Source organism: Leptospiraceae bacterium (assembly GCA_016708435.1).
In the GTDB taxonomy this organism is placed as follows: Bacteria; Spirochaetota; Leptospiria; order Leptospirales; family Leptospiraceae; genus UBA2033.
The window spans coordinates 17,194-42,897 of sequence record JADJFV010000008.1; the positions used below are offsets into that span (position 1 = coordinate 17,194).

Here is a 25,704-nt window from a genome sequence, read left to right on the forward strand (position 1 = left end):
TTTAAACAATCAAACATTGATTATTTAAAAGCGCCGACAGCATCTGCTTCAGCATCAAAAATTTCAAAGAAAGATGTAAGCTTTGTTAATTCAAAAACCTTCCTAACAGAACCAGCTACGTTGATGATCTTGAGACCACCTTGGTATTTCTTTAAGTTTGATAGACTTGAAATAAGAGCACCAATTCCGGAAGAGTCAATGTAAGATACTTTCTCTAAATTGATAATGATCTGATATCTTTTTTCTTCGATCAATTTAGCAATTATATCCTTTATTTCAGGTGCATTGTATAAATCTATTTCACCATTAATGTCAAGAATTACTATGTTTTTGTTCTCTCTTCTTGTGATTTCCATTCTTGTTAATCCATTCCTTGGTTATTAATAATCAGTTTGAGGTATTTTTGGCAACTAATATATAAATCCACTATAATAAAATAAGTCAACGATAAAATTTACATTAATTGTATAATTTTTTCCAGTTCGCATAAAATTCTAAAAAATTAGAATCATAAATAGATTTTCGAATCTTATTCATAAATTCATTCATAAAAAATAAATTATGATAAGTGCTAAGTGTAAAAGCCAACAATTCTTTCACTTTATGCAAATGTCTGATATAGCCAAGACTATAATTTTTACAGACTTTACAATTACAATTTGGATCGATTGGATTATTTGCAAAGCGATGTGATTCATTTCGTAAATTTACCTTTCCATAAGAAGTAAATACTTGTCCATTGCGAGCATTGCGAGTAGGTAAGACACAATCAAACATATCAACGCCATTTTTTACTCCATCTAGAATATCAGGAACAGTTCCCACACCCATTAGGTAACGAGGACGAGTTGCATCAAAGTAGGGAGCAATTCCTTCTAGAATACGAATGAATTCCGGTCTTGGTTCACCAACAGACAATCCACCGATGGCAATCCCATCGAATGGTAAAGAATTAATATGCTCTAAGGATTTAATTCTAAGCTCTAAATCAACTCCGCCCTGACTAATCCCAAAAAGATTTTGATTATTGCGATTCTTTTCAAAATGACTAATGGATTTTTCTGCCCAATAATGAGTTCGTGTTAAGGATTCTTCTAATCTTTCTCTATCTGCTCCATACGGTGCACAATCATCAAGAACCATCATAATATCTGAACCAATCGAGCGTTGAATATCGATTACCTTCTCAGGTGTAAATTCATGTTTTGAACCATCTATATGCGAGCTAAATTTGACTCCATCCTTTTGATATTTAAAAAGACCGTTTAGACTAAATATTTGGTATCCACCACTGTCGGTTAATAGTGCTTTGTCGTAAGACATGAACTTTTTTAACCCGCCGAAAGAATCTAAAACTTCTGTTCCGGGACGTAAATAAAGATGGTATGTATTTCCAAGGATTAAATCAAGATTAAGCTCGCGAATGTCTTCTGAGGTAAGGGATTTTATCGTTCCGCGAGTGCCTACAGGCATAAAGACAGGTGTTTGAACCTTTATACCATTTAAATCCAGTTCGCCTGCGCGAGCCAATGAATCGGAGGATTGTTTTTTTAAATTGTAGATCATAGGTGGGATTTGAAATTCAAATTACGCATAACATTGTAGGTGATGCATATATGCATCACCTACAATGGAAAAAAATCATTAGAGAAGGTTAACTAATCTTAAACACACCAATTAATTGGCTTAATTTTTCGGATTGTGCGGCTAATTCGGAAGTAGACGCAGCCATTTCTTCCGACGAAGAAGCTGTGTTTTGTGCGACTGAGTTGACTTGCTCTATGGCGTTTGAAATCTCCTTGGAAGAAATCTTCATTTCGTTCGTAGCTCTAGAGATAGATTGGGCCATTTGAGATAAGGTGGTAACTGATTTGAGAACTTTTTGGTTTCCACTGCTTTGCATTTTGGTCGCATTGGAAATAGAATCAGACAATTGAGCTGCTTCCATGGACTTGTGTAAAATCTTGTTTAGAGACTCTACCACTTGACCTACGATGAGCTTACCATCATTTACCTTTGTGATACTGTCTGTAATCAGCTCAGCTATTTCGCGTGTCGCTTTTTGAGATCTCGCTGCAAGTTTAGAAATTTCTTCTGCTACTACAGCAAAGCCTCTTCCTGATTCACCGGCTCTAGCAGCTTCAATAGCAGCATTGAGCGCAAGTAAATTGGTTTGCTCAGAAATATCATTGATTACGTTGATAATGTCTGAAATTTGCTCAGAACTTTCTTCGATGGCTGCCATTCGCTTAACGGTTTCGTTAACCTTGACCTGTCCTTCTTTTGCTTCTGCGAGAGCGGACTGAGATCCTTCGTTTACGGCACGGGCAGTTTCTGTAATTTGAATGATAGATTTTGAAAGCTCATTCATGGATTTATTGGTTTCAATCACTTCTTTTTCTTGGTCACGAGCACTTTCTGATACATAAGAGATGGATTCTGTGATTTCTGTAACTGCAGAAGCTGTTTCTTCGAGAGAAGAAGCCTGGTTGGTTGCTCCATCTGCTAAGTTTCTAGATGTCGCGGATAACTCTTCTGCGGAAGAAGCAAGGTGGTCAGATGTATTTCCAATTTGTTTGACCACGTTTTTCAGATTCTCAGAGGCTTTGTTCAGACCTCGCACGAGACGACCAATCTCATCATTCGAATTGTTTTCGACATAGATAGTTAGATCCCCATCAGCAAATCGATTTGCCATTTTTTCTGCTGAGATAATCGGATAAGCAATGCGACGAATCATCATATAAGTTGTAATAATAACTACGACTAGAGAAATTGCATATCCAATCCAAAGAACGAGTTTGAGGGAATAAGAAGTTCCAATTAGACCTTGGCTACTTTGAACTAAGCCATCAGATGTGAATTTGTTGAGTATTCTTATCTTTTCTAAAAATTTTACATACGTTCCAGTTTTTTTAACATATAAATCAGCATTGTCCCTCTTAATTTGAGACTTTCTCCAATCCTGAGTATCGTATTTGAAATACTCTTCCATGCTCTGATCATATAAAGGAGTTCCATCATTCAAGTCTGTAACAATCTTTTCTAAATCATCTAAGGCAGTAAAAAACTCTTTAAAATCTTGGTTATCGGATTTATTTTTCATTCCGCTAAGTCTGGAAGAGTTATCTTGTAAAAACTTGCGTATCCTTGGTATTGCTTCCGAATATTCCTTTTGAAAAGCCTTCACCTGATTCATTTCCCTTTCAAAATCAGCTTTATTCTCCGCATTCACTGCACGGACTAGATTCAGTCGGCGATTATCCACACCGAACTTTAAGTCATTCAAATTGCCTTCAATATTGACAAATATATCTGAGACAATGGAGAGTTCCTTCTCCATTCGGCTTAAACCCATGGTCCCAAGTATGGCAATGATGAGAGAGAGTATTTGGAATACTCCGACCGAAAGAATGATTTTGGCTTTAACACTTAGATCTTTGAGATTGAACATATATTTTATTATCGTAACCTGAGACTATTTTTATTAAAAAACAATTTAGGAAGTTGACGAACCCTGAAACCTATTAAGATTAGTACAAGTGAAAAGTAAAGTCGGATTTCATATTTTGTTGTTTGTTCTCACTTTTTTGACTCTCACGTTCAAAGAAGGCACATGGGCAATTTTATTTGCATTCAATGAGAATAAGAAACTGTTAGAAGAAATTTTTTGGCGTGAATACCCCTATGCCCTGTCTCTGCTTGGTATTCTTTTTTGCCATGAGATGGGTCATTATGTTCCAGCTAGGTTTTATAAGCTTAAAACCACGCTGCCGTATTTCATTCCTATGCCTTTTAGCCCTGTAGGAACGATGGGTGCTGTCATTCAAATCCAGGAGCCGATTCAAGACAAGAAGAAGCTTTTTGATATTGGAGTGGGTGGACCTTTTATGAGCTTAATTCTTTCCGTTCCTTGCTGGATAGCGGGACTTTATTTTTCAGAGTTAGCCAACCTCGCCGATTTTGCTCATCAAAAAAATATTCTCAGTTTCGGAGATAGCCTATTTACCTATTACACGGGACAATGGGTGCTCGGACCTTACGATCCTATGACTACTACCATTCTCATTCATCCTCTGGCTAAAGCTGGATGGGTTGGTCTTTTAGTGACTGCGATAAATTTATTTCCGTTTGGTCAGTTAGACGGCGGACATATTGTCTATGGCATGTTTGGGGAAAAATATCGAAATTGGATCAATTATTTATTCTTTGCATTTATCTTTTTAGGATTTGTAAGTATCACATGGGTGATTTGGGGGTTTATCATCTTTTACCTCATCAAGGTAGAACATCCCTATGTTCCCGATGCAGAAGTTGATCTGGGATGGGGAAGGCGGATTTTGGGCTATTTTATGTTAGCCTCTCTTATTTTTATATTTATACCCGTGCCTTTGAGTTCGGGAGAAACAATGCTCTATGAAGATATTTGGGAGTCTTTGCAAAAGATAGGGATAAGCCAAACGCATTAAAAAAAATCATTTCAAAAAATAACTACTGTGGATAAATAAGACTATGACAACTTCTACGTCTCCAAAGAATTCTCCGACTCTACTTGTAACTCTTCCAAATCAGATGGAAATGGTTCCGTTACCAATTTCAAAATTCTCTATTGATGTTAGTATTCTAGGAAATTTTACTAGAACGAAAATTGGAATTCAGTTTTACAATGATTCCGATAGAGTGTTAGAAGGACAGTTTGTATTTCCACTTCCACAGGGACAGACTATTTCCGGTTATGCGCTAGAAATAGACGGAAAGCTTAGAGATGCAGTGGTAGTTGAAAAAGCAAAAGGTCGTCAGGTATTTGAATCGACGATTCGACAGAAGATTGATCCGGGGCTACTTGAACTTACCCGCGGAAATGTTTTCAGTCTAGAATCTATCCCATTCCCGCAAAAGGTTATAAAAGCATTGAAGTTAGTTTTGAACAAGAGCTTTCGCTAAAAGAAAATGGTTGGGCTTATCTTTTGCCGTTACAGTTTGAAGAGGCGATAGAGGATTTTTCTATCCATATAGATATTCCCAACCAAGAAGTAAAACCTATTCTATATCAAAATGAATTTGCTGATTTTAACTTTCAAAAAAAAGGCGACTCATACTGTCTTGACTATCAAGCTAAAAGAATTCTTGTGAATAAACAAATTGGTTTTTTAGTTCCGCAAGAAAAGAATCAAAAGACTCTCATTCAAAAAAAAGACAAAGACAAGAATTACTTTTACATGAATTTAATTCCAGAAGCAAAGTCACGTCCTAAGAAACTTCCGGCTAATGTATGTTTGCTCTGGGATGCTTCTGATTCTGGAAAGAAACGAGATTTGAATAAAGAGCTTACGTTGCTTCAAGAATACTTTCAAAAGATTCAAAATCTAAGTTTAGAAATTGTCCAATTTAGTTTTTGGATTCATTCTTCTAAAACCTTTACAATACAAAACGGAAATACAGAAGAAGTAATTCAATACTTAAAAGAAATACAATACGATGGTGGAACACAGTTTGGTGCATTGGATTTAAGTAAATACAAGTGTGATGAGTTTTTACTAGTCAGTGATGGAATTTCCAATTTTGGAAGTTCAGAATTAAAGTTATCGGATACTCCTCTGTATGCGCTCAACTCTAGCTCTATAGCAGAGCATTCATACTTGGAATATATTTCTAGAAATTCGGGTGGAGCTTATCTCAATCTAACGCAATTGGCATATGTAGATTCAATTCAGATTCTAACCAATCAAATGTATTCTTTTTTGTCTGCTAGCTTTTCCAAAGACAATATACAAGAGGTATATCCTTCTTTGCCAACAATTGTATTCAAAGATATTTCTTTTGCAGGGATCATGGAAGGCGATAATGCTGAATTAACTCTAAAGTTTGGATATGGAAAAGAAATTACACACGAAGAAAAGATTAGCATTTCTGCGAAGGATACACTAAAAGAAAATTCCTTTATCGAAAGAATTTTTGCTCAAAAGAAAATTTTAGAATTAGATTTATGTTACAAACAAAATAAAGAAGAAATTACTCGTATCGGAAAAGAATTTTCCATTGTAACTCGTAACACTTCTCTTATTGTTCTAGATCGCATAGAAGACTATGTGAATAATCGTATTATACCTCCAATTGAACTACAAAAAGAATACTTTGATCTCATAAAAAAAGAAGAGCAAGTCAAAAAGGAAGAACAGAAAACTCACTTAGATGAAATCGCAGATAAATTCCAAACTCATATTGAGTGGTGGAACAAAGAGTTTAAGTATATAAAAGAAGACACTTCTAAAAAGAAAAGTGCAAGACCAGATGAATTTAATGCAGGCAGTCCAGCACCTGCTATGTTAGCACAGGCATCGATGGAAATGGATCGAGAAATTTCATTGCCAGAGTCAGAAGAGGGGGATATGGATGAAGCGATTTCAGTTAGTGAAGAATCTTTATTATCCTCGTCTATGGCAGATGAGCCAAGTCCTGAAGAAGCAAAGACAAGTTCCGCAGAAGAGGCAGTATCCGCAAAAGGATTTATTACTCTAAAGAAATGGTCGCCTGATGAATCGTATCTTTCCAATCTCAAAAATGCTTCTGATAAAGATGCGTATGCCATTTACCTCCGAGAGAAAGAAAATAATTTTAATAGCTCTGCTTTCTATTTAGATGTAGCGGATTTCTTTTTAGAAAAGAATCAGACAGAGATTGCTCTTCGAGTTTTATCAAATATTGCTGAAATGAATCTAGAGAATCACCAGCTTCTTCGTATTCTCGGGTATCGTTTATTACAGATAGGACAATGGAAATTTGCGATTAAAATATTCGAGGATGTTTTAGAGATAAGAGAAGAAGAGCCACAGTCTTACAGGGATTTGGCGCTCGCTTGTATGGCTGACAAGCAATACCAAAAAGCATTAGACATGTTCTATTCTGTAATCCAAAGAGACTGGGATGCGAGATTTCCTGATATTCAATTGATTGCAATCCATGAAATGAATGCGATGATTGAAACCTGTAAAGAAAAATTAAACTTTGAACAAATAGATAAACGATTTCTAAAAAACCTTCCTGTTGATCTTCGCGTGATATTAACATGGGATGCGGATAATACCGATTTAGATTTATGGGTAACAGACCCAAATGGGGAAAAATGCTATTATGCCCAAAATGAAACAGGTATAGGGGGAAGGATGTCGAATGACTTTAGAGAGGGATATGGACCGGAAGAATTCTTATTAAAAAAAGCAATCCCCGGAAAGTATAATATTCAAGCAAATTATTATGGTAGCAACCAACAAGTATTATCCGGAACTACAACCATTCAAGTCACCTTAACTACCAACTTCGGAAGAGCCAATCAAGTAGATAAAGCCATCACCATGAGATTAAAAGATGTAAAGGAAGTCGTCGAAGTCGGTGAGTTTTCTATGGATTAGCCGGGACTTTGTAAAAGCAAAGAAAATCTTGCTTTTACTCAATCCCACAACCCTTTATTATTTATGATCCATCACTTCTACACCTTCCCAGTCAATGGGAACCCCGTGCTCCATATAATAATCTGCACGCTTGAGGTAGAGCTTAGCGGCAACATCGCCTTTGTTATTTTCTAATACTTTTTCAAACATAGATTTTGCAGATTGAAATTCTTTCATGAGATAAGCGTTAATTGCCATTTCGAAGTATTGCTTTGTATTCATAAACAATTCTAGTTTGTAATCCGGTTGACCGTTTAGAATTTCAATTACTTGCACTGACTCCCGTTTGCCCTTAACCACAACTCGGTCTAGGACTCGATAATAGTATTTATCAGGATCGGTTATTTTTTGAAACACACTGTCTGTAATTAGAATGGAAGATCCGTAAATTTTACTTAAACTTTCTACACGGGAAGCAAGGTTGACTGCATCGGAAATCACAGTGCCTTCCATTCTATCTTCATCTCCAATGGTGCCAAGCATTAGCACTCCTGTATGCAGACCGATACCGATGGAAATGGGATCATAATTACTTTTTATTCTATGCTTGTTGTATTCTCTAATCTCCATTTGCATGTCAATACTTGCTCGCAAACCGTCTTCAGGCTCTTTAGCAAAGAGAGCCATGATTGCATCCCCAATGTATTTATCGATATATCTATTATTATTGCGAATCATAGGACTAACTCGACGCAGATAAGAATTTAGAAAATTAAAGTTTTCCTGTGGAGTCATTGCTTCTGATAGTCCGGTAAATGCGCGTATGTCGCAAAACATAATTGTCATTTCTTTTTGAACTTGATCACCTAGATGAATACTGGTAATTTTTCCTTTTCCTAATAAATCAAGAAACTGCTCCGGAACAAATCTTTTGTATGCTTGGTTTAGTTCAATTGTCTCGGAATACAATCTAGCATTTTCAATTGCGATTGCAGCCTGAGAAGAAATTGTTTGCAATAACTCTACTCGTTTTTGCGTAAACGCTCCGGCAATTTTATTATTTTCCATATAAAGAACTGCGATAATTTTTCCCTGGTTCTTAAGGGGAATGCAAAGTATTGATTTCAATTGACTATTGGCAACATATTCATCATTTTGAAATTTTCTTTCTTGGGAAGTATCATCTAAAATTACATCTTGCTCAGTTCTAAGAACATAGTATATAATTGACGACGAATAATTTTCAATATCCGCTCTTTCTGATTGAGATGTGTCTATGTGTTCTGAGTTCCCAATCATGCCGGCTCTCAAGTAAAGTTTTTCATCTTTTAATAGAAATAATAATACTTTTTCGGCTCCTGCATTTTCGATGCATATTTTTAAAACTCTATCTATTAATTTTTCCAGAATAATTTCTCCTGAGATAGATTGAGAGGCTTTTATTACTGTCAATAAATCTAACTCAGCTGAAATGCGAGACGTTCCATCCTGTGAAGTGGTTGACTTGAGTGAGGAAGAACTAGTTTCATTGCTAACCGTTCTAAAAACACTTTTTTCCTTTAATAAGAAGTCGGAATATTTTTCTTTTAGATGCTCTGCTTTTGGTATTGCTCCCCATTGTCTATAAAGGTATTCGGCGGTATGTAAATAGTTAGCCGCAAGATCAGGAATGCCTTGCGAATAATAGAAATTACCTGCTTTCTCACTGGCGAGTGCTTCTATTGGTAAAAAACCATTCTCTCTTGCCGATTGAATTGCATTTTGATAATATTTTATTGCTCCCTTTGTATTATCCTTTAAATGATAATACTCTGCTTGCACTAACATATATTTACAAGTATAGTTTTCTTTTGATTTCTCAGCCCAGCTTTTTAATTTTCGGATATTTCTTAGAATAGTTACTTTATCGATAACAGATAATTTTCTGCTTTCACTAAAAGAAATTAAAGAGAGAGTATAATAAAAAGTAAACTCAACTACGTCTACTAATCCCAAGATTGATTTTAAATCTCTGTTTGCTTCTTTTGCATATTTGATTGCTGCTTTGTAGTCTCCGTATAAATAGTAAGCCTGACATTTATAGATATTATAAATACAAAAACCAGATCGATAATTAGATTTCTGAAAGACTGCAAGCATTTTATCTTCTTCAAAATTTCCTTCATTGAAGTAAAATTTATCGGGTGTTAAACCAGAAATAGTTTTCATGATTTGTATTAGAAGATCTATATTGTAAATCATGGCTCTAAATCTGGTTCTATAAATTACAAGTTTGTATTTTTCCGCTTCCGCGAGGACGATCGGCAATGGCACTCCCAGAGTATACATTTGAGCTACAATTCTAATTGCAGAATAGCAGGCAAAGGTAAAATCTCCTGCATCTAAGCTTCTATTCATTGCTTCTATTGCGAGTGGAATTGTTTTTTTTATATGCTCCTTCCAATGCATGATAATACAAGAATGGGCAAATAGAATTTTGCCTTTGAATTCTTTGTCTCCATACTGATCGCATAATTTAATTGCGAAAAGGGAAAGCTTATAACCTTCTTCGATATTTCCCAATCCATGTGCAATAATAACGCTTGTCGTGCTATATGCATATACACTAGCCATCGAGTGACCGTATCGCAGTGAATAATAAGATCCTGACAAAGTCGCTACACTATATAAAAAATCTTTTCCTAATAAATAAGCAGGGTTTGTAATCGTAACAACTAAACGAATAATATTTTCATTGCGTGTATTCTGGCTTACGGGACGTTTAACTAATTCATCTTCTGTATATTTTTTTCTAAATTTATTTACTTTGTATAGATATAATAAAAGAGAAAAAACAGATGGAGAATAAGGGATATTAACCCCACATAATTGCAGAGCTTTTAGTCCACTTTCAATTGCTTCTTTCATTTTATCTTGTCCTGTATAAAACAAGATATTCAGGTAGTGGATTTGTATTTTTTCTTCTACGGTGCGAGAATTTTGAATTGCTTTGTTTAAATATTGTTCAGAACTTTCTAGTTCTCCTAGTAAATATTTACATTCTCCTAATCCTTTAAATAAATTGTAACTTAATTCATAATAATTGTCTTTCCAGATATCAGTTCCCAACAAGTCTTTGCAAATAGAAAAATAATATACTGCTGTTTCATAAACGGATGAATCTTTTGCAATTTTTCCAGACTTATAATTTAGGTGAATTAAAATTTCTTTTTCTTCTTGTTGTAAGTATTGTTTTCCTTTATTCCAATGGTTTGTAATATTTAATACTTGATTTTCTCTTTCTTCTTCACTGGACTTAAAATAAAGTATTTTTCCTATTTGGTAATGATACAAACTTCTGTCTTCATCTGGAATAAGAGAATAAGCCGCTTGTTGAATTTTATCATGTTGAAATTTATACACAATATTTTCAGATGAACTTTCATCAAAAAGAGCAAGGTATTTATAGTTATCACTTAAGGGAGTAATCAACTCTTCTGAAATAATAAACAATAAATTCCCGACTAAATCATTTTTTTTAATCTCTGTGATTACTGATAAAGACATTAAATCAAATTCATTTCCAATGCAGGAAGCAGCTTTCAATATTGATTTTAAGTGATTTGGTAATTGATGAATTTTTTTTAGCATTAAATCCAAAACATTATCAGATATTTCTAGCTTAAGGATATTCATCATATCCCATTTCCAGCGGCCTATTTGCGAATCAAAAGATATTAGATCGTCATGATATAATTTTAAAAGAAACTGATTTAGAAAAAAAGGATTCCCATCTGTTTTTGAATGCAATAGATTTGCCAAATCTTTACAACTTTCAAAGGATGTATGTAGGGTTTCAGAAACCAAGCTGACTACTGATTGTAAATCCAAAGATTTTATTGTAAGGGTTAATAGTTGTTTGCCGATCTCATTTTGTATTGAGGTTAATGTTCGAACAAAAGAGTGAGCTTCATCTACTTCATTGGATCGATAGGCGCATAGTATTAGAATATGAGAGGTATAATTTTCAGTTACTATCTTATGTAATATTTTTTGACTTCCGCTATCTGACCACTGCCAATCATCTAAGAAAAGAATCAGTGGATTTTCCTTAGAACAAAATACACTTACTAAACTTAGAAATGTATGATAGAAACGGTTCTGAGCTTCTTCTGGTGATAACTCATCAATAACCGGTATATCATTTAGAATTTGTTTTAACCTTGGAAAAAATTCTAGCAGCAAAGAAGCATTATTCCCTATTTTTTCTGAAATCTTTTTTCTCCAGCGAATTAGGTTTTCTTCTTTTTCTGCTAGGATATATTCAAAGGCATCGCTAAAAGCTTGTATGAATGGAAGATAAGGAGTGTTTTGTTTTAGTTGATCAAATTTACCAGTAAGAAATAAACCTTTGGTTTGTGTTAAATTATTATGTAATTCTTTGACTAATGAAGTTTTGCCTATACCCGAGTATCCGTTAATCAACAATACTTCATTAGATCCCTGACATGCTTTTTGAAAAGAATCAACTAATATTTGTAATTCTTTTTCTCTTCCATATAGTTTTTGAGGAATTGATAATTTCTCGGAAATATCGTTCATTCCAATTGTAAAACTGAATTCAGAAATATTTGTAAGATTATTTAGGCATTGAGTTAAATCAAATTGTAGTCCTTGTATTGTCGCATAACGTTCCTCTGCATTTTTCGATAATAGTTTCATTACAATGTCTGAAATTATTCTTGGAACTTGTGATTTTTTATCTATTGGTGGAATAGGAGTTTTAGTAATATGATAATAGACCATTTCCATTGTATCTAGAGAGTAAAATGGTAGTTTGCCTGTAAGCATTTCATAGAAAGTAACACCTAATGAATATAAATCCGAACGTGAGTCTAAAGCTCGATTCATTCTACCTGTCTGCTCTGGTGAAATGTAATTTATAGTGCCCTCCATTCTATCAACGGATTGGAGTCTTTTATTTTCTTTAGGAATACTCGATGCAATATCAAAATCAGTTATCTTTAATTCTTTTGTAACAGGATTAATTAGAATATTCTTGGGGTTAATATCTTTGTGAATAATATTTTTGCTATGAATCACCTTGATTGATTCACATATCTTGATGGCAATAGATAAGAAATCTTTTATATCCGTCGGATACTTACTATTATACTCTTTTAGAGAAATTGCATTAAAGTCTTCAATTACAATGTAGTATGCATTATTATACTTTTCCAATGTATAATATTTAATGACATGCGGTGAATCAAATAAGGAGGCAATTTCAAATTCTAATTTGTATCTTCCAATGTCTACTGGGGAAGGGTATTCAGAATTTAATAATTTTATTATCTTGTAGCCTGATTCATTTTTAGCTCGAAAGACAATAGATTTGGAACTCTCGTAAAGTGTTTCCTCTATAGTGAAATTAGCAATCGTCAGCATTTATTATTTATCTTGTAGGATGATTAGAGACATGCTTTTTTATATTTGTTACAATTCTAAACAATAAAACATTGGCTCTTTTTAATTTTCTTTTTTTTATGAATACCTGTCAACAAACTTTACGTTTTAGAGAGCCTTATCTCAAATCACAATAACCTCGCATCTTATTTTATCAGTTCAAATAAGAAGGATAGATTTTTTACTTATCCAATAAATTTTCCAGCATGAATCTAATTTCATTTCCGCCCATGATCTTTCCAATTTCTTCCTCCGTAAATCCTTTTTGGATCAATGCATCTGTAATTAAAACTAGACCTGTAGTATCAAAGGGTGCTTTTATTCCTCCATCAAAATCAGAACCCAAGGCGATGTGGCTTATACCGATTAGATTCGCAGTGTATTGAATAGAATTTGCAATTGCTGCTGCATCTTTTCCACAGGTTGCCGTTTCCCAGAATCCGATTCCGATTAAACCACCGTTAGCCGCTATTGCTTTTAATTGGGAATCACTTAAATTTCGGTTGTTATTACAAGTTCCTTTTACACCGGTATGAGAAACAACTACAGGACGTTTTACTAATTTTAGTATATCGTCTATTGTTTGTTTGGATGCATGAGCTAAATCTACGATCATACCTTTTTCTTCCATTCGACGAATCATTTCTTTGCCGTTATCCGTTAGCCCCCCTTTCTTAATGCCATGAGCAGAGCCACCCATTTCAGTATCAAAGAAATGAGTAGGAGCCATCATACGGTAACCTGCGGCAAACAATACATCTACGTTAGCAGGATTTCCTTCCAATACCTGTGCGCCTTCTAGAGCCAGTAATCCTGATACAATATTTTTCTCTTGTTTCTTTCGTTCGAGAAAATAAATCAAATCGCTCTTTGACTCAATGAGAACAAATACGCCTTTGGAGTTTTTGGACATTTCTTTTAATCGAGAAGCCTGGTAGAGTGCTCTTTCTTTTAAACTATTCCATGTTTTGACAGGCCATCGATTTGCGATAGCCAGGAAAATGATATTATCTGTCTTATCATCGTTTTGCTCTATGTTTAAATTGCGCGGTGTTTTACTCACAACAGCGAATACTTGTAAAAAAACATTTCCTTCTATTAAGCGGGGAATGTCTGTATGCCCCAGACTGCTTCTTACGAGTAAGTCTCGCCCCCAGAGAAGTGAGTCTGCATGAAGGTCTGCTGCTTGCAATGTTTTGTGAAGCTCTATCGCTTTTTGAGAAGCTTTGTAGGGAGGAGATTGAATCAAAGCATTTGCTTTTTTTTCAATGATTGCAGTCCCAATAAAAAAGAAAAAACACAAAGTTAAAATCATTAGGACTAGAAATGATTTTATGAAAAGGGTCGCAGTAGATTTTATAGATAGTTTATTCATAAAAATATTCAGGCGGGACTCTTGGCATTGCGACGAAGTGTATACTTTAATTCTCGTTTTTGTCTCAGCATGGCTATCGAATTCTGGTTTCTTTTTCGGGTTCGTGGCTCTTTACAGGTTAAACCCGTGGGGGTTTTTTTGCGCCTTTCTTATGTGTTTAGATCTTAAATAATTCTGCTAATCTTCTAAAAGAAAAATCTTAGTAAACGCTTTTTCTCTACCGCCGTCGGGAATTAAGCCTGCAAGGTATTTTGCTCTTTCGATATTTTTCAACCTGAAATAACAATGAGCTAGGTTTACTAGATTGCGAATATGTTCTGGTTCTCTCAGTCGAACTCTCTCTCCGAATTTAATAGCTTCCTTAAACCTTTGGAGTTTTTTGTATGCGTAAGAAATTAGAAAAATACTTTCTGTGTCAGATGGATTAAAATTTAAATAATCTTCTGCTACTACAATAGCCTGTTGGTATTCTTTTACTTGAATCAAGGTTTTAATTCTTTTATGATCTGCTTCTCTATTGGTTAATGGCTCTTTGCCTGTAAATTGAATGCTCATCAGAGACAAATCGTCAGTAATCTCTCCTGTCTTATAAAGTAAGTCTACGATTTTGTTTATATCAGCTTTAGATTTTTCTACTGTGCCTAAAAATAGATTCTGGTCGTAGTTTAGTTTTTTCTCTCCCGTTTTTTCATCTAGAATTAGAATGTCATCTCTTCCATCAGAACCATTTACAACAATATCACCATCTTTCATTTGAAATGTTTTTACGTGAATATAACTCTGTGTAATTTCTGTTCCTAATTTTCGAAAGATAAAATCTTCATCAATGAAACTCGCTTTTCCATCTCGATAAAGAACACTTACAGGATGCTCTGCATTGATAAAATACATAAGACCGGTTTGATTGTCTATTAAACCCATTACAATAGAAACAAGCATTGAGCCCTGGAAGCTTTCAAAAACTTTATGAAGTTCAATAAAAGAATCTTTCAACCATTTTTCAGGATATTCTTCTTGCACTGTTTTACTGAGTCTTGTTCTTTCTAGAATGGAATCAAACACAGAGCCAGTCACCAGCGCACCGCCGGCACCCTGCATAGATTTCCCCATTGCATCAGCATTGAAGAAAACTGTCATATCGCGGTTACACAGTGTTAAACTCTCTGCGCGACAGAGATCTCCTCCTAAATCGGAGACTTTATTTTTAAATTCAAAAGTCTTTTTTTGTTTTACAATAAAATCAATTAGAACCTGGTTTTTATCTGCATGATTGCGACCGAGAGGTTTAATCAAGAGAGAGGTCAAAAAATAATCTCCATCTTGCGACATTTTTATTTTTTTTACATCTGCTAGACTCTGGCTTAATTCTTCTGTGCGGAGTGCTACTTTTCTTTCGAGGCTTTCGTTGAGCTCTTCTACTTCTTCGTTGAGTCTCACAAATCGGTTTGCTAGAATGATTGCAAGGCTTAGAATGAAAAAAATAAAAGCATACCCTACGACTCTAGGAGTAACAAGAATTCCTCTACTACTTAACATATCCACAATAGACGCCGCAATGACTATGATTGCACCGGCTAATATGAATATTGCGTCCTTATTCTTTTCTCTAATTTGGTTTATTAGATAGTAGATTAGCATTCCAATATAAATCACCCAGATTGGTTGCACTATCATTGTATTGATAAAATCATAATGGCGCACATTTAAAACAAAAAGCACATAAAGAAAAGAAGCTAAGATGATAAAGTCCATTGCCTTTAATACAGAGTTCCATTTGTATTTAAAATAGACACGAATGAAATGAGCAAAGATTGGTATTAGGATATTTAAAATTAGGTATTCAATTTTTTTTAAGTATACAAAGTCTATTCCTATATCATACTTAATTTGGTTTCTTAAAAATTGATAGGCAACGAGTAGGATAGTGAAAGCGGCAAATAGTAAGTTTTCTCTTTCCTTTTGTCTACGAAGGTATAAGAATAAAAAATAAAATCCAACTGTTATATAAACCATTAAAAGTAAAAGTTTTATATATTCATCCCCATAAAAATGTTTCTCCATAATTTTTGTGGGACCTATTTCTGTTTTATCTTGATCGATGCCAATATAGCCTTCAAAGTATTCTTCTGCTTGAATTAGAATTAGATTTTCTTTTCCTTTTCGGATTAGACTAGAAGGGATTTCGTAGATGCGAACTTTATCATAGGCTCTTGGTTGCGAGCTTCCAAATTCTCCTGTCTCGCCAATTAACACTCCATTGAAATAAGTTTTATCTCTATCACTGATAGTGCCAAGACGAATTGAAATTGAGTTTGCTGAAAAATTTTCTGGTAAGAGGATACTTTTCATTAGCCAGATTCTATGGATGTCTGGCTTGCCCTGTTCTATTTTATTATAATTGGAAGGAATTTTATATTCTATCCAGGAATTTGAATTTGTTCCATAGTCAAAATACTTTGTCGTAAACTCAGTAGGATTTATTTCTTCTGTCGATAAATACCATTTCGAATTTGCATTTGAATCTAAACTCGTAATTTCATCTAAAGATTTTATAATCTGAAAAGAATTAAGACTCTGGCTTTGTGCGTATACTTGCGTTAAAGAAGAAAATAAAAATAGAATTGTAATTAAATATTTCCCGATTCGAGATTGATTCCAGCATTGAATTCTGTTTTTCATATTTCGACCATCCTTTTCTATTGCACTTAGCCCAAAGAGACTAAATCCACCCATTGTTCTAAATAAATAAGTATATGAATCCGTTTCAAACAAATTACAAGAACATTTTATTTGAAATGAGAATTAAGAGTCCTTTTGCCTTCCTTTGCACCTCCTTGCAGTCCATGTTGCAGTTCTTGTTGCGGTTCAAGTATACTGACAAAACATTGCGGATAATGAAGAACTGCTACCTGAACCGCAACTTGAACTGCAAGGAGGTGTATATTTAATACGAAGGAAGTCAAAATTTAACTTGAAGATTGGTTCTACTATGGATAATGGCATTCATCCAGATGGCTTTGTCTGGGCTTTGACAGGATCAACAGAAAACATATCATCCTGTTAATCTTGTTAATCCTGTCTAAAATATACGGCACAATGAAATTTGCTTTAGGACTTAGTAAATGGCAATGATGAATATTATAAAAATAGCAAAGATAAAATCGATCTTCCCATTCATCAAAACGACTTTGTCTATGTATCGCTTGGCAATCATCTGTGTTCATCTGTGTTCATCCGTGGTAATCTTTTCTTTCTCTTTTTGCAATGAAATCAAACGACCACCAATAGAGAGTATACTCCTAAATAGCCTCTTGGTTGTGCCGACAGCGGGACTAGAAAGAGTAGGGGTTGTGACAAGTGACTTTGGAACTAGCGGCAAATTTGCAGTAATCAATCCGGATGCACAACTTTCAGTTCCGACTGTGGCTAATATACATTCTGATGCAGTAGCAAGATTCATTGATGGAAAAATATTTATCATCAATCGACTTAATAGGGATAGTATTTTAATTTTAAATCCAGCAAATGGTTTTCTTCCAGAAGCGGAGTATTCTGTGGGTAAGGGAAATAATCCGCAGGATATAGTAAAGGTAAATGAGAATAAAGCCTATATCACACTTTATAACAGTAGAAATCTGCTCGTGGTAAATCCTTATTCCGGTGCATTCATTCGTAATATAGATATTGGAGCTTATGCGGAAAATACTTCGCTTGGTATAGCAGGAGCGGATGGAATTCCTGAAATGTCGCAGATGTATTTGGACGGAAGCTCCCTTTATATACAATTGCAAAGACTCGATAGAAATGATCCTTCCGGAATTCCAACGCCTAATAGTGATTCACTACTACTCGAATTAAATGTGAATACAGACAGTGTTGTTAAAACTTATATATTTAAATCTAGAAATCCCACAAGTCGAATTCAAAAGATTGCAATTGGAAGTGAATCCTTTCTAGCTATGTGTGTGCCTAATCGTTTAGGATTTATCAGTAAGCAAGATGGGGGGATAATAGCATTTAGCCTTACAACAAAGACATTTAGAAATAATTTCCTTTATGCAGAGACAGATGCAGGCGGAGATATTCTGGGAATGCAAATCAAAGACGAGAATGAAGGCTATGCTTCTGTATTAGATGCAAGTTTTAATAAATCCATTCAACAATTTAATCCAACCACAGGACAAAGAATAAAAACAATTCTAAATTTTCCCGCAAGCGCTGGAAATATTGCAGGACTCTTACTTACTAAATCAGGAAGACTTTATATGGGTGACGGATCTTTTTCTAGCCCCGGCGTTGTCATCTTCGATACCACCAAAGCGGATAAGCCTCGTTTAACTCAAGGCAATATCGACGTAGGACTTCGCCCTTTTGATTTAGTTGAGTTGCAGTAGATAAAAAAAGTTATTGACAATTTATTAGATTCGGAGATATTTACTCTACTTTTTATGTGTCTATCATAGAGAGAATGAAATGAAAATGAGAACAAAACATGAGACGAAAAACAAATACTAACAATACATTCGCTAGTGCAATTCTAGGAACACTAGCACTTAAGTTTACGAAAGATGCAATTTTTAAAATAGCGAATATTGATGACAAATACAAACCCATTACGCTTCCGCTTGACTTAATTTTGATCAATTCATTTGTAAAAGATAAGAATTTAAAAAGAGACATCCAAGTAGGACTGTCCATCAATGCTGCTAATGACTTTCTACAGAATACAATTCTTGAAAACAAGATTCCAGAACCTATTTTATTATTAGATGATAAGAGAATTGATATTAAACTTTCTCAATCAAATAACAGTCCGAATATTTTAAACCTAAGTAGTTCGCAAATTGAAAAAGATTTACGCGATTTAGTAGTAGGTAATAAATACAAGGTGCTTTTCAATGATAGTTCCTCCATTGAGAGAAATGGAAACGGACTTATTTTCTATATCCAAAAATTCGACTCGATCACAAAATTAAGAAAGAAAATAGAGTTTTTAAGTTTGCATGGAATGGAAGATTTTAAATTTCTTATGGAGAAGTCTTTCTTTAATAAGCAAACATTAAAAGACAAATTAAATACAATCGGAATCCAAGAATTTTTAAGAGATGCAATCCCTCAATGCTATGAAGAGTATAAAATAAAAGGAGGAAACGCGAAAGCAGAAAACAGGTTTGCTGGAATGACTTTTAATTATGAGAACAGGCAACAGGCGTATGCCTCTGATGCAGAATTTACACAGCATACTAATCCTTATTGGGTTCAAAATGCTACATTTTATAGTTACAATGAAGATAGGTCATTTTCTGATTTTGTAACGCTTGAGAAATACTTAAAACAAAAACAAATAACGGGAAATCTCAGCAATGAAGAGATTAATAAAATTCGAGACAATTATTATTGCAATCAACTGAATTGCAAAGAAGCGTCCAAAGTTAATCTTTTAAAATCGGCTGGTTTACTCCGACCCGATTTAAACATATTTGAAGCAGAAAAGGTATTGAGAAAAGCAGGAATCAACAATGCGAAATATGCGAGTGAGTATATTAAGGTTTTAAAGCATATGCAGACTATGATTGAGGTTGCTAAGTTAGAATCTGATTGGGCAAAGCTTACAGGGGCAAACAGAAAGAAACTACAAGTAAGAATCTTTGGATTCAATGATATTGATATGTTATTGCCATTGGGCTATACGTATATGACTCAAGGTGGAACCCCTAAAGAGGCTATAGTTGATAAATCTCCACACGAATTCAACATAGTAGGAAAAATCAAGGAAGGTCTCTATAAATGTGATGATCCCATTCAAGAAGGTAAGCCTAGAAAAACAATTTTAAAAAAATCCAACATTATTACCCGATTAGAGTTTGTTGATAAAACATTGGATATTTATCCATACCTTGGAAGTATATATGGAATTATAGAAAGTAAGTGAGCAATGAAGTCTTTTTTGTCTTTCATTCTAATATTGTGCCTAGTTTTCGTTACGTGTGAAAAGAAGCCACCGACTCTTGAGGATGTGAAAAAAGAATATATAGAAAGCGATAACGCTCTGCCGCCTAATGGTGATTATCCTTTGTATATATCTCGCAGAGATATAGACTTATTAGTTGAAAAAAAATACAGCTTCGATCTACCCCTTACAGAAATAAAGTCAGGAAATGTTACTTGTGAGTGTCAACCTGACGCTAGTGCACATATTTATCATGATACAAAAGTTATGGTAGTAGGTAGTTGTCGGTTTTTTTATCGGAATATTACAGCACATTGTACATTGCGTATAAGAAATTCCTTACTAGAAGGTTACTCTGACATTAAAATGAATGAAGAGAATTATTGTGGAGCGGGTTGTTTTTTTGGAAAAATTCCTCCATCACATATCCCAAATGAACAGGAACGAATTTACGAACAAGATATTTATAAGCAAATTGAAAGTTCCATCGCTAAAGAAAGATTTTGCAGAGAAAAGATAAAACCAGCGGAGGAGACTGTTCGCTAATTTGTATTCTAGCAACAAAGGGAATATATTTTCTTAGATGACAGACCAAAAATTATATTTATAATGTCCATTCAGTAGATAAGGAGCGAGGAACAACTATGCAACAATCAGAAATTTCTTTTCAATACAATACAACGGCTTCGGCGATAGGTAGAGTTATTTTATTCTTCTTTTTAGGAATCTTATCTTTTATTGGAGCTATCTTAATTTTAGTTGGGCTAGGAAGCATGGGAGCGGAAGGCGATGTATTAGTCGGTTTAAGATTTATATTTCCCGGAATTACATTGATTTTATTTTCTTCCCTTGGCTTGCTCTATAGCAAGATTAGCTCACAAGCCAGTGTTGTTCGATCTTATTTTGATACAGTAAATAAAAGATACTATTTAGAAACTAAGAACGGAGAGAGCGGCTACATCCCATTTGGCGAAATAGACTCTCTTGGGATGCGAAGAGAAATTGTGAGTGGAAATAAATCATCAACTACCTACTATATAGTTTATCTCTTAAAAAAAGATGGAGCCTGGTGGGATGTTTATTCTTATATGAGTGAAGGGGAAGCTCTCGCAACGTTAAAAGGATTACAAGAGAGAGTTCATTTCGACAGAGACGAAGAATTTAACCTATTAGAAACAGAAAAGAAGTCAGAGCTTTTTTCATTCACAGAAAATGAAAACGGAGTTCTATTCAAATGGGGCGAACAGGTTAGTATGCTCTATAGAGTTATGGGGATACTTGCCGTTATTTCCTTTCTTAGCACATTTGGAATCATTGCATCGATGATGAGCGAGGTAGATTCTTTTGGGTTTTATATCCTCATGGGATTTTGCACAATCTTTGGCATATTGGTATTATTCGCCATATTCAAATCTATCTTTGGATACAAAGACTACGAACTAGAAATCACAGAAGACAAAATTATTCACTTCGGTGTCAAAAAAGACAAACGAAAAATTCTTTCCGAAATTCCTACCAGGGAAGTTAAATTTACTCAATACTCTTTTAATATTATTAAACAAGATATTTTCAACGGACAGGAAATTTTTCTACTGAACGAAGAGTTCGCAGGCAAATTAGAGAAATATAAAAAAGGCGATTTCGGAATTATGGAAATGTTTGCTCTCATGAAAGAAATCATGTATATGAACAAAAACGTAATTAAACTTCCCTTCCCCGGTTTCAAATCTCTAGATATAATCTTATTCGAGAAAAAACTAGACGAGGAGCTGAAAAAGATTAACCCTGATGTGATTTAGAGTTGCCTATAGAAAACATATTTAAAATATAGCTTGAAGACCTAGTTCCCAAAAAATATTGTCACTAGTGGAAGAGTAAGTAAAAATGGAATCTAAGCCAAAAAGAGGGATTAAATTTCGGTAGACAGTGAGCCTTGCTATGAAATGCTTAGTTTTTAGGCAAAGAAGACGGTTTGTTGCAAAAGTAAACGTTTCTGTCTTAAAAAATAAGTCCATTAGATATGCATTATACTCAAATCCTTCATTTGTCAAAGATAGAATATGAAAGCAATTATGAATAGAGTTCTATGCATAGATGATGATTCAATCACTCTAATGCTCTGCAAAGCCACCATTAAACAGGCTTCCTTCTCGGAAGAGATTGACACTGCCCTCAATGGACAAGACGCAATTGAATACTATGAAGACTTATTAAATAAGAGTGTTGATGGAGAAAGTTATTCTTATCCGCAGGTTATTTTTTTAGACCTAAATATGCCAATTTTAAGTGGTTGGGAGTTTTTAGATGAGTTTATGAACCGATACTACCTAAAATTCAATAAGACAAGAGTTGTTATCCTATCTTCAACTGTAGATCATCGCGATAGAGAGAGAGCAGCCGAATATCCTATTGTGATGGATTTCTATTCAAAGCCTATTACCAAAGAAATGCTTCATGATATTGGACAAAAACTAAACTAAAAGCTATAAGCTACTTGTAAAAATAATTCTCGGCCCGCCTGTGGGTGATACGGACTTACAAAGCCTTCTGGATTCCCTACACCGGTAGAATTTACATAACTTGGTTGAATGGAATCAATTGGACGTGTTGCATTTCCACTTTGTCTTCCCATTCCCATATAAGACTTGTTCAAAATATTTCTTCCTATTACTTGTAATTCTAAACCATCGATTCCCCAAATATCTTTGTAAGTGATTGTAGCGTTTAATAGGGTATAGCCGGACATAAACCCATCTGGTTTACCTTCTGTTTGATACGGGTAAGACTTCGTTATAAAATTTGGATCGTAGGGTTGAAAGTATCGATTTGTAACAGGTGCCTTTCTTCTTCCTACCCAATTCATTCTTAGATTTACATTTAACTTTTTAAAGAATAATAAGTTTACACCTAGATTGCCTTTTCTTTCTGCAATATTATCAATTTCTTTTCCATCATACACGGGGCTAATTGAAGTTACACTCCCAAGTCCATTTGCTTGCACGTTTAGTTCTGTCTTTACATCTCTGTCGCGGGTAACGGTGTAATTCCCAAAGAGTTTAATTTCATTCGTTATTGCAACATCACCTTCAAAGGTAAACCCGTAGATATGAGTTGGTTTATAGTTTTGGAAAATAGTCTTTCTTGCATCTGTAGCATTTGGATCTGGATTTTTACCTTCTGCGATTTGACCGTCTAGTAGACTAATGAAATAACCCGCTTTTAAGGTTGCCATTTTATTTATGAAAAAAGAATTCTCTACTTCATAGGTTTTGATTTTCTGTGGTTGCAAGGAGAGATTTCCCCGAAAGGAATCATACAATTGAAATACTGTGGGCGCTTTGAATGCTTCTCCATATAGAAACTTCACATTATACCATTCTATCGGTTTACCAATAATAGCCGCTCGCTTTGTCCATATTTTTCCATAATCAGAATCCTGATCATGACGCACACCTAAAGTAAATGACAATTTATCATTAAAGAACTTTTGTTCATCTTGAATATACCCGGATGCCGTTGTTGAATAGAATACTGTTGCTACGCTTGGATTACCGCTCGGAAAAGAGGATGATACGATGTTTGAGTTTTTATTCTGTTGTCTGCCAAGAGATACTCCGCCGACTTCATCGCTACTGGATTGTCTTGTAAATTTATCTAATTGTATGCCTATTACTAATCGATTGGTTTCTGTCGGATTGTAGTTAAATACCTGTTGCACTCCTGTCATAGAGCTTGGCGCATAATATTGCTTTGCCTTATCAAAAGTTGGAATTGTCAATTGACCATTTGACACTGGGAAATCCACTCTTTGATATTGGTATGTATACTCAAATCCCGTCTCAGGCATAATAGAAGTATTGCGATAATACATCTTACTAGTCGAAAATAGTTTTTGTGTAATATTTGTTTCATAGGCGGCATTCACGAAGTAACCCTTATGATGTTTCATGAAAGGAATATTGGGAGTATTTGCAAAGTATTCATAACCGGGCACGTAAGAACTAAGCCCTTCTTTTACATCCCAAATATTAAAACCAAGTGTTAATCCATCTTTAGATAAAGCGCCTCTTAAAAAATAATCTTGCGCTGAATTGTTGTATCCATTTGCTATTGTTTTTCTAGTTCCAAAAGGAGTTCTATCGTTATTAACTGTTGTTCCGTCTGGTCTTGGTTCCGGCGAAATCTTAACTCTATCCGGCTCGTAGTTATTGTTAAAATAATTTCCCGGATCCGTTCTTCCTTTTCCTCTGTCTCCATCTGTATTATAATATCTACCTGCCATTTGAAAGATCATATCGTTTGGAAGTTTAAAGGCAAGGAGTCCTTCTGGCATATAGGTATTATTCTTTCCGCCTTGCATTCTTGCATCTCCCATCACATTCGCATCTTTTTTTGAGAAGAGAGATTTTCCCTTTCTAGTGATGATGTTAATTAAACCCGCATAGGCGTTTGCCCCATACAAAGCAGAGCCTGGACCGAGGATAATCTCGATTCTCTCCACATCAATGAGGACTGTATCAAACTGAACATGTCTAAGCCAACCATTTCCAATATCATTTTGTATTATCCCATTCTCCATGAGTAGAATCTGTGTTTGTCCTACGTCTGAAATTCCACGTAAGATTAAATCCGTTGGGTATTCGCCTGAGTCGTTAAAAGAATTAAAATCAAACCCCGGCACATCTTGGAGTAGCTCGGTTAATGTCCGGTAACCTCTTTCATGAATCGTATCGCGGCTAAATACATATACCTTAGAAGGAGCATCTGATATTTTTTGACTTGTCCTAGAAGCTGTAATGACTTCCTCGTCTCCAAATTGCTTTAAAATTTCTTTTGCTTTTTGAGCCTTATCTTCGTTAGCCACAGATACTGTAATTTCTTTTCCAATGGGTCTGGAAAGTAAATGATCGTAGATATTTTCACGAATCTCAGTTTTGGAAGGATTTGCTAGAACAGAAAAGGAAACTGCTTCTGCTAGATTTTGAATTACTTTATCTTCGTCTTCTTTGTATTTGTCTTCAATATTCTTAAAGCTTTCGCCTAGAGAGTCAGCGATATCATTGGAATAACGAACTACATCTACTAGGTTTCCTGTCTTTGGGTCGTATAACAGTGCGTAAACGGTAAGAATTTTTTTTTCCTTTTTTCTCTGGTAATATCCTTCTATATAATAAAGCGACCGATTACCCTGCGCAGTTTTTATATTTGCTTCTTTGATTCCTTTTCCTTGCTCCACTGTAAATCCCCTAGACTCAAAACTGCTTATTAGAGAAGATTGGAGTTTATCTTGCGTATTCGCATCTAATTCGGATTTGTGCGGAAGAAAGGAGCCTAATAATATTTTCCTCTCTACATCTTTTGAGGAAAGAGAAGAAATTATTGTTAAGAATCCTAGAATCAAAAAAAGACTTAATTTCATAAACGAAAATTTAAAGATTTTACTTTACCTTTTCGAGGAAACTATTTATATATTCTAAGACGTCAAGGTTAAATTTACCAATAAAAAAACAAAGAATTCTAAGTGTTTTCCATTAGCCGCACTTTGC

General features: G+C 34.7%; 15 protein-coding genes. 8 read left to right on the forward strand and 7 right to left on the reverse strand.

The genetic code is table 11. The annotated features are described in order from the left end of the window. Nucleotides 1-20: 20 nt before the first annotated feature. The 3 genes from IPH52_13265 to IPH52_13275 form a co-directional block, all read right to left on the reverse strand. Complete coding sequence (locus IPH52_13265; GenBank protein ID MBK7055995.1) at nt 21-356, reverse strand: STAS domain-containing protein; 336 nt, start codon at nt 354-356, stop codon at nt 21-23. A gap of 103 nt (nt 357-459) precedes the next feature. Then, nucleotides 460-1,566, reverse strand: a complete 1,107-nt coding sequence (tgt, locus tag IPH52_13270; protein ID MBK7055996.1) for a tRNA guanosine(34) transglycosylase Tgt — start codon at nt 1,564-1,566, stop codon at nt 460-462. Nucleotides 1,567-1,654: 88 nt separating this feature from the next. Further along, the gene (locus tag IPH52_13275; GenBank protein ID MBK7055997.1) at nt 1,655-3,454 is read right to left on the reverse strand and encodes a methyl-accepting chemotaxis protein; all 1,800 of its coding nucleotides are present in this window, start codon (nt 3,452-3,454) and stop codon (nt 1,655-1,657) included. A gap of 118 nt (nt 3,455-3,572) precedes the next feature. On the opposite strand from IPH52_13275, the gene IPH52_13280 reads away from it, so the two are divergent. The 3 genes from IPH52_13280 to IPH52_13290 are packed head-to-tail and all read left to right on the forward strand — an operon-like array spanning nt 3,573 to nt 7,409. Beyond that, nucleotides 3,573-4,469: a site-2 protease family protein gene (locus IPH52_13280; GenBank protein MBK7055998.1), complete on the forward strand. Its 897-nt coding sequence runs from the start codon at nt 3,573-3,575 to the stop codon at nt 4,467-4,469. A gap of 43 nt (nt 4,470-4,512) precedes the next feature. Beyond that, nucleotides 4,513-4,944 carry a hypothetical protein gene (locus IPH52_13285; protein ID MBK7055999.1) on the forward strand — a complete coding sequence of 144 codons (432 nt, stop codon included), beginning with the start codon at nt 4,513-4,515 and terminating at the stop codon, nt 4,942-4,944. A 23-nt stretch (nt 4,945-4,967) separates the two neighbouring features. After that, nucleotides 4,968-7,409, forward strand: a complete 2,442-nt coding sequence (locus IPH52_13290) for a DUF2135 domain-containing protein (protein ID MBK7056000.1) — start codon at nt 4,968-4,970, stop codon at nt 7,407-7,409. A gap of 57 nt (nt 7,410-7,466) precedes the next feature. Here the strand turns inward: IPH52_13290 and IPH52_13295 are convergent, their stop codons facing one another. The 3 genes from IPH52_13295 to IPH52_13305 all read right to left on the reverse strand — a co-directional run bounded on the left by IPH52_13295 (nt 7,467) and on the right by IPH52_13305 (nt 16,887). Beyond that, nucleotides 7,467-12,815 carry an AAA family ATPase gene (locus tag IPH52_13295; protein MBK7056001.1) on the reverse strand — a complete coding sequence of 1,783 codons (5,349 nt, stop codon included), beginning with the start codon at nt 12,813-12,815 and terminating at the stop codon, nt 7,467-7,469. A gap of 199 nt (nt 12,816-13,014) precedes the next feature. Then, on the reverse strand, nt 13,015-14,208 hold the full coding sequence (locus tag IPH52_13300) for a dipeptidase (protein ID MBK7056002.1): 1,194 nt from the start codon (nt 14,206-14,208) through the stop codon (nt 13,015-13,017). Between the two features lie 177 nt (nt 14,209-14,385). Further along, a complete protein-coding gene (locus IPH52_13305) occupies nt 14,386-16,887 on the reverse strand; it encodes a SpoIIE family protein phosphatase (GenBank protein ID MBK7056003.1) in 2,502 nt (833 codons plus the stop codon). Between the two features lie 515 nt (nt 16,888-17,402). Here IPH52_13305 and IPH52_13310 point away from each other — a divergent pair. The 5 genes from IPH52_13310 (at nt 17,403) to IPH52_13330 (ending at nt 22,638) form a co-directional block, all read left to right on the forward strand. Further along, the gene (locus IPH52_13310; protein ID MBK7056004.1) at nt 17,403-18,602 is read left to right on the forward strand and encodes a hypothetical protein; all 1,200 of its coding nucleotides are present in this window, start codon (nt 17,403-17,405) and stop codon (nt 18,600-18,602) included. 98 nt (nt 18,603-18,700) lie between these two features. Beyond that, entirely contained in the window at nt 18,701-20,140 is a 1,440-nt protein-coding gene (locus IPH52_13315; protein ID MBK7056005.1) for a hypothetical protein, read from the forward strand. An 84-nt stretch (nt 20,141-20,224) separates the two neighbouring features. After that, a complete protein-coding gene (locus tag IPH52_13320) occupies nt 20,225-20,704 on the forward strand; it encodes a hypothetical protein (GenBank protein ID MBK7056006.1) in 480 nt (159 codons plus the stop codon). A gap of 98 nt (nt 20,705-20,802) precedes the next feature. Then, nucleotides 20,803-21,957 carry a hypothetical protein gene (locus tag IPH52_13325; GenBank protein MBK7056007.1) on the forward strand — a complete coding sequence of 385 codons (1,155 nt, stop codon included), beginning with the start codon at nt 20,803-20,805 and terminating at the stop codon, nt 21,955-21,957. Between the two features lie 261 nt (nt 21,958-22,218). Then, nucleotides 22,219-22,638 (forward strand): response regulator, encoded by a 420-nt coding sequence (locus IPH52_13330; protein ID MBK7056008.1) that lies wholly within the window; start codon nt 22,219-22,221, stop codon nt 22,636-22,638. Here the strand turns inward: IPH52_13330 and IPH52_13335 are convergent. Next, nucleotides 22,635-25,577, reverse strand: a complete 2,943-nt coding sequence (locus IPH52_13335; protein MBK7056009.1) for a TonB-dependent receptor plug domain-containing protein — start codon at nt 25,575-25,577, stop codon at nt 22,635-22,637. The genes IPH52_13330 and IPH52_13335 overlap by 4 nt on opposite strands. Nucleotides 25,578-25,704: the final 127 nt, after the last annotated feature.